The following is a 6819-nucleotide window of genomic DNA, read 5'->3' as shown; positions in this document are numbered from 1 at the left end:
AGTGCTGTCTACCATCGAACCAAAATGAAGACTATCAATGGGGGTAAGGGGGCAATATGTCTTCTTATTCACTCTTGACAAAGGTCATTTCATAACAGTTATAGTGTGTTTGGTAATTTTGTTTATTGATCATGAACATATTTTACCAAAAAAAGGCACCTCATCCATTACGGATCAGGTGCCTCTTTTTATTTTTGGACTGTCAGAAATTTAACAGCCCCAATATTTGCTTTTGCTCAGATTTAGCAGAGATTAGATAAGGAGCGCATGACTAAATCGACATCCTTATTTTCAAGTTCCTGAATAATATGGAGATAAGTTCTTTGCGTTGTTGTCATGGAAGCATGTCCTAATCTTCTGGCTACACTGGCTATAGATACTCCTTCAAAAAGAAGTAATGAAGCATGGGTATGTCTCAAACCATGAATTGAGATCACTGGACAGCCAACTTTAATGCAATGCCTTTCCAGTACTGCATTAATCGTAGAATTGTAGACATTTCCATGAACAAAAATCGGTTCATCTTCCGGTAATCCTTTAGTCAGTTCTGAAAACTGAGCAACTGTTCTCCAGTCAAGCTCAATTTTTCTAATGGATGATTTATTCTTCGTTGGCATAAAACCTGTTCCATTCTTGTAATCCCATGTTTTATTGATGGATAAAGTTTGTCTGGAAAAATCAAAGTCTTTTGGAGTAATACCAAGAGCTTCGGAAAAACGGATGCCTGTCTTAGCAACAAGAAGAATCATCCAATCCCATCCTATTTCTTGTTTCGAATTTAAATCTAAGTCTGCCAACAGAGAATGAAGCTGAAACTGATTAAGAAATTTGATTTTCTTTTGCGAAGGCACTTTTCCCTTAATAATTACTTTTCTTGTCGGATCTCTTTCAATCAAACCTTCATCCAGAGCATCTAAAATAGCTCCTTTGACTTGATGATGAAAGTCCATTGTTGTCTGACGTTCATGATATTCTGCGTATCCATTAATAATTGTCTGGTAACCAACTCTATTCAAGTCGGAAACAACTAGATCAGGTGCAAGTTTTTTGAGCCAGGTTAAGGTCATCATATATTTATTGAGTGTAATATCTCTAACCGCACCTTTCTTATACACTTCTATCCACTTTTCGTAATACTGCCAGAAGAGTTCTTCTCGATTAAAATCCCGTTCCATATTTTTCCTCCTATTTTTCTTCGATATAAGTTGAGTATAGAAATCAGAAAGAAAGTTTTCATTGGCAGATTTTTAACATCGAATTCTATTTGTTCATAAATTAGACAGTAAAATATAAAAATAATTAGAGTCTAATAATCGAGTACATGGATTTACGATCAAAATTAGTAATTGGGAACATCGTAAGCTTGCGACTATTGCAACCTTTGCTAAAGGACGTGGCTATTCAAAAAACGATTTAACTGATCGAGGAACTCCACTCATTTTGTATGGACGTCTTTATACCAATTATTCTTCAGCTATAGAGACTGTCGATACTTACGCTAAACCATTAATTGGCTCTGTTTATTCCAAAGGAGGCGAAGTGATAGTCCCAGCTTCGGGTGAAACAGCAGAGGATATTGCTAGAGCTTCAGCTGTTATAAGTAAAGGATTTTTGCTTGGTGGAGATTTGAATATCATTAACCCGAATTCAGAAATCGATCCAGTGTTTCTAGCTCTACAATTATCAAATGGTTATTTAAAGAAGGAACTTGCTTCTAAAGCTCAAGGAAAATCTGTAGTTCATATTCACAATAGTGATTTAGAAAATCTTCAAATTATTTATCCTTCTCTAGTAGAGCAAATGAAAGTAAGCACTTGTATTCGAATGTTTGATCATCTAATTACCCTTCATCAGCGAAAGTAAATGATCTTGTCAGTAATTTGGGGATGTTCATGAAATATGAACATAATTAATAACAGACTTTTCGGTAAATTAACGATTTTTGAAACACTTGGGAACATCGTAAGCTTGGAGACGAAGCCCATATTATAATGGGGCAATCTCCTGATGGTTCAACTTATTCTAAAGAACCAAGTGATTATATTTTAATTCAAGGTAATGCTGATCTTATTAATGGCTGGGTAGTACCTAGAACTTGGACTACACAAATTACAAAATTGGCTGAACCTGGAGATTTAATAATGAGTGTTCGAGCACCGGCAGGTGAAATGGGAAAGACTTTATATAAAGCGGTTATTGGTCGGGGTGTTGCTGCTATCAAAGGAAACGAATTTTTATATCAACTTCTCACAAAGATGAATGTCGAAGGATATTGGAAACGATTAGCAGCAGGCTCAACATTCGAGTCTTTAAATAGTAAGGATATTAATAATTCCAGAATTGCTGTACCACCAGAAACAGAACAAGAGCAAATTGGTAGGCTATTTAGCACGATTGATAAAACAATAGCCCTTCATCAGAAATAGTAGATTGAAATACAACTATAATTTATAAAAAAACGACATTCTGTTTCTTGGGCGTGTACATCTTTCTTTGGAGAAGATATCTAATTACATTTAAAATAAGATTGAACTCAAATACAGAATTGGTGTTGGTGATAAGGCGTTGAAAAAAATCCGTAGAAGGATATTTCAAAGTGAAAAGGATAAACAGGAGTGATGTTATGATTCGAAATTGCATTAAGAAGATGAGCTGATGATAAAAAAATGATATCAAGCTATTAGATCAAAAAATGTGAATCGTTAAAACTCATGGAACATTTGAAACTTTATCCTTTATTCATAAACTGATTTTTAATTCGGTTTTTGATTTCACTGGTAATACCCAAAAAGTTAATTTAGCAAAGAATCATTTCTGTTTTGCTCCACTCATGTTTCTTGTATCTGTTTTATCAGACATAAAAGGAAACCGCAGAAAACTTTTGATCAAAACACAGAGAAATACATCCAAATGAATATTACCCGTCCACTTCGTGAAGGAAATGGACGGGTAATGAGAATCTAGTCAGATCATATCTTATCTAGCAAAGGTGGCTAGGCTGTTGAATGATCGCTCATTAATAAAGAGAATATCTTCATACTATAGCAAGAAGTCCGATTAATGATCAGGTAGTAAAGTATTTGCTGAAGAAAGTCTAAACTGATAAGACGAATGATCCGGACATTTTTATGAGCGGGCTAGATGCAAGCTTCTGGTCTGAAGAATTGGATCGCCATCGAAATACGGATCTTATCGAACAGGTAACCTGATTCCTGTAAGCAATTCAAATCAGGGAGTTCAATTATAGTTAATGGCAAATGATCAAAACCAAAATTGAAAAATATACTGGAAAAGTCTATGGGATTTTGTAAGAAGGGATCTTTTGTAGCAGTATTTGCAAAGATTATTTCACTGAACAAATGATTTTCATCGATCTTAGTTTCCTGAATCAATGATTGATACGATCGAATTACATATCCGAAGATTATTCATTTTTGTGCTAATCAGCTGTACATTAATCCAGCTGATTAAAATTCAGCTTTGATATTCTGCATCTCTTTGACTTTGAAGCTCCTGCAAATATCGATTTACAAGATCTACATAAAACATATTTCCATAATTCCATCGATAACCGCCGTTTTTTGATGATGAGATTTCATTGACGTATTCAACTTTTTCATTACCGCTGTGAATCCTGGAAAATTCTTCAGCCAGTTCAAAAGAATAGGAACCTCCATTTTCATAGACATAGTCAAGAAATCCAGATCCATAGTTATACGCCTGAATGACTGAGCTTAAATCAAGTCCAAGCCGGTCTGCTTTAGCAAGCAAGGAAGCAAAAAAGGATACTCCCTGTTCGATCGATTCTTCTGGATTCAGAGTATTCAAAGGCAGACTGAGAGATTCACTGGCCTGCATCACGTCATTTCCTGAACCAGCACTTTCAACCTGCATGATGCAAAGAAGAATATCCTCATAATCTGAAATTCCATATTCTGCGGCTTTGGCATCCAGAGCGGGTTCATAAGCATAAACATTCTCACTGATTGCCCAGGGATTGACATAAACGGTGTTGTGAGAAGAAGAAAAGCAGCTTTTTGAAAGGAAAGTCCAGCCAAGAAGGATCAGGATCAGAAATGAAAGATTACGGGCCTGTTTCAGACGATTTATCGTTCTTTTTCTTTTCTTTCTTCGCTTTATATCTGAAGGTACTGGAGGTGGAGAAGTTCTTTTTCTGTAATGACTGGTCCTGGAATTTTTCATAAAAGAATTGTACAGGTTGAAAAGAAATTCTGTTCATTCATCAGTCTTACATCATTATCCCAGAGAAAATTCTTCAGTAGATCATAAGTCAGTCAGTATTCAACTTACTCCTGTTTCAGATATTTTTAATAAGCCTTCTGGAAATATTCATTTTCGCTTTCCATCTGAGAAAAAATCTAAGAATTTAACAGAATTTTTGAATTTCTCTGATCTGAAGAATACTGAATCTAAAACCAGGTATCGAATGGCAGAGTCTGCATCTGAAAAGAAAGACGTTCCTGTCAACATCCTGTGAAACTGTGATAATGTGAAGACATGAACGATGTTGTGAAAAGCAAAGATGATTATAAAGAATATACGCATCAACTGCAGAAGCTTCTGATGAAAAGAGATGCGCTGAAGAAAAAAATACATTCCATCAAAATACATTACATTCAGCTCTTCGGAAAACTTCGTATGGAAGAATTCAACCTGCAGATCCGGATTATCCGACTGAAAAAAGAAATTGCCTGGATGGTTCGAAAGCTAAATTCTCATGAAGCGGTTGATATCGAGCAAATGCAATCTGAAATTGATCAGCAGATGAGTGAGTACGACCTGCAGATGACTCAGATGGCAAAAGAATACTCCTTAGTCAGCGAAGCTAAAGAGATTTCGAAAGATGATGCTCTGAAGATCCGTCATATCTATCATCGGATCGCCAAAAGGATCCATCCGGATCTTCATCCCAAACTGGCTGATAATGAAGATGTTTGTTTAATCTGGCATGCCGCCTGTCTTGCTTATGAAATCAACGATCTTGAAGAACTTGAAAATCTGGAAGTACAGCTGAACCTGCTGCTCGATGAGAATCAGGAGAATGCAGATGATTTCGAATTTGACTTTGATCCTGAAAAACGGATCATTCGGATTCAGGAACAAATTGATGAGTTGAGCAAAGACCCAGCTTTTGATCTTTGTCAATGGATGGATACTGAAGAAGGTCAGGAACAAAGAAAGAACGTTTTTGCTCGTGACATCGCAAAACTGAAAACATATATTGACTCTCTTGAAAAAAAGAAGCAGGAAATACAGGAAAGGAGCCATTCATGTCCAATGCATTAACGAAGTTTGATGACAGTCAGGATCTGATCGTTTTTGGAGATCTGCCCGATCTTTTAAAACCTATGCAGGAAAGAATTTACCTGGATTCTGTTTATGCGGCTGGAATCAGTCATCTTGATGATCCGGAGCGTCCAGCAGGACTTAAGCCGCAGGAAAAGCTTCGTCTGATCAGAGAACCGAAGAATCCAAATGATCTGTATGCGATTCGAATAGAGAATGAGACAGGCAAAAAAATTGGATATATTCCAAAAAAGAACAATCGAGTTTTTGCCCGTCTGATGGATGCGGGAAAGATGATTGAAGCGACTGTTTCAATCGTTAAAAAAACGGGTCGTTATTATTCACTTAAAGTCGATCTCTGGATGGAGGATTTCTAATGAAAGATCTTAATGAAATCGAAAAAGAAGCCAATGAACTGGCAGCTTATCCAGTAGAAGATGAAGGGGCGCTGCAGACTGCTTCGGATCTTTATGAAGAACTGCTCAACCGTCTCAAAGATCCTTATGAACAACAGATCATCCGTTATAATCTAGGATCTTTATTTAAAAAGAGAGAAGATTATGAACAGGCAGCTGAGCTTTTTCAGAAAAACTATGAAATGACAAAGGACCTGCTTTCTGCAGTTGGATGGATAGAATGCCTGCTTGAACCTTCATGTGACGGCTTTGATGAAAATAAAGCGCTGAAACTGTGCAATGAACTCTCAGGGAATTTAAGAGTGGATATTCTGAAAGTCAGGATACTGATGGAAGGCTCAAAGGAGCTGTATGATCCCAGAGAAGCGATGAAAATTATCCAAAAGGATATCGATCTTGCCTGTGATAACCGGGATTTTCCATTGCAGCCATTTCCTGAATTTGCCGCAGCTTATGTCTGGTTTTCCTTTCTTGCGTTTGATCCTCCAATCATACATGAAATGAGAGATCTGCTTGAGGATGCAGTCGATGTTCTTAAGAAACGCATGAAAATGGAGCCGGATAGCCCAAAGGACGTCGATCTGATGGAAGTTCTTGAAGATCTTCTTGATGAGTATGAATTTGCAGTGTGAAAAGGACTTCAGCTGAAATCCTGCATCATTTATAGATTAAAAAAGGGGCTGTTAAATTTCGACTGATTTTTCATCAGCGAGATTTACAGCTCCTTTTTCTATGCTTTTTATCTGATTCAATCCTGTTTTATGATGTGTTTTTCCGCTCAAGTCAATTTTTGAACGCACTGAAAAGAGCCAAAACTCAAAAAGACTGTTTATAATCTTTTTCAGATTTCGCTTTTCTGCTCCTTTAATTTTCCATAACGTTCGAGTTCTGGGAAACTCATCCGATTTCTGTTGTTTAATTTTCTGATATTGTGTCCCATGGCCACAATAAGCACCTCAAATTTTACGTTTTCCAGTCCCCGGCGTCTCAATCGGCTGTATCTGTAGTTTTCTTTAAGATCTCCGAAGGTTCCTTCCGCCTGAATGCTCCGGCTGACCATAATCTCATGTCCTGCATCTGAAGACATGTTCTCCCG

7 protein-coding genes and 1 pseudogene are annotated in these 6819 nt (G+C 37.0%); 5 read left to right on the top strand and 3 right to left on the bottom strand.

What is annotated here, in order from left to right; translation table 11 throughout:
• Positions 1-242: 242 nt before the first annotated feature.
• Positions 243-1175, bottom strand: coding sequence for a site-specific integrase (locus tag BO222_RS02665; protein WP_075818145.1), 933 nt, complete (start codon positions 1173-1175; stop codon positions 243-245).
• A gap of 157 nt (positions 1176-1332) precedes the next feature.
• On the opposite strand from BO222_RS02665, the gene BO222_RS02660 reads away from it, so the two are divergent.
• Both BO222_RS02660 and BO222_RS02655 read left to right on the top strand, forming a co-directional pair.
• Positions 1333-1863, top strand: coding sequence for a restriction endonuclease subunit S (locus BO222_RS02660; RefSeq protein ID WP_075818143.1), 531 nt, complete (start codon positions 1333-1335; stop codon positions 1861-1863).
• Positions 1864-1961: 98 nt separating this feature from the next.
• Positions 1962-2426, top strand: a pseudogene (locus tag BO222_RS02655) (restriction endonuclease subunit S); the annotation flags it as partial.
• A gap of 1048 nt (positions 2427-3474) precedes the next feature.
• Here the strand turns inward: BO222_RS02655 and BO222_RS02645 are convergent.
• Positions 3475-4203, bottom strand: coding sequence for a lysozyme family protein (locus BO222_RS02645; protein ID WP_075818141.1), 729 nt, complete (start codon positions 4201-4203; stop codon positions 3475-3477).
• A 315-nt stretch (positions 4204-4518) separates the two neighbouring features.
• On the opposite strand from BO222_RS02645, the gene BO222_RS02635 reads away from it, so the two are divergent.
• Genes BO222_RS02635 through BO222_RS02625 form a run of 3 tightly spaced genes read left to right on the top strand, consistent with a single transcriptional unit; the run spans position 4519 to position 6355 of the window.
• Positions 4519-5307, top strand: coding sequence for a hypothetical protein (locus BO222_RS02635; protein WP_075818137.1), 789 nt, complete (start codon positions 4519-4521; stop codon positions 5305-5307).
• A complete protein-coding gene (locus BO222_RS02630; protein ID WP_075818135.1) occupies positions 5292-5684 on the top strand; it encodes an HIRAN domain-containing protein in 393 nt (130 codons plus the stop codon). Before BO222_RS02635 ends, BO222_RS02630 begins: the two co-directional genes overlap by 16 nt.
• Entirely contained in the window at positions 5684-6355 is a 672-nt protein-coding gene (locus tag BO222_RS02625; protein ID WP_075818133.1) for a hypothetical protein, read from the top strand. The genes BO222_RS02630 and BO222_RS02625 overlap by 1 nt, the downstream gene beginning before the upstream one ends.
• A gap of 209 nt (positions 6356-6564) precedes the next feature.
• Here BO222_RS02625 and BO222_RS02620 read toward each other — a convergent pair.
• Positions 6565-6819, bottom strand: a 255-nt coding sequence (locus BO222_RS02620) for a transposase (RefSeq protein WP_075818131.1), incomplete at its 5' end; no start/stop codon positions are given.

This window comes from Ileibacterium valens, assembly GCF_001945525.1.
Classification (GTDB): Bacteria; Bacillota_I; Bacilli_A; order Erysipelotrichales; family Erysipelotrichaceae; genus Ileibacterium; species Ileibacterium valens.
The sequence above is the reverse complement of the archived record's forward strand: the minus strand, read 5'-3'. Positions and strand labels throughout refer to the sequence as shown.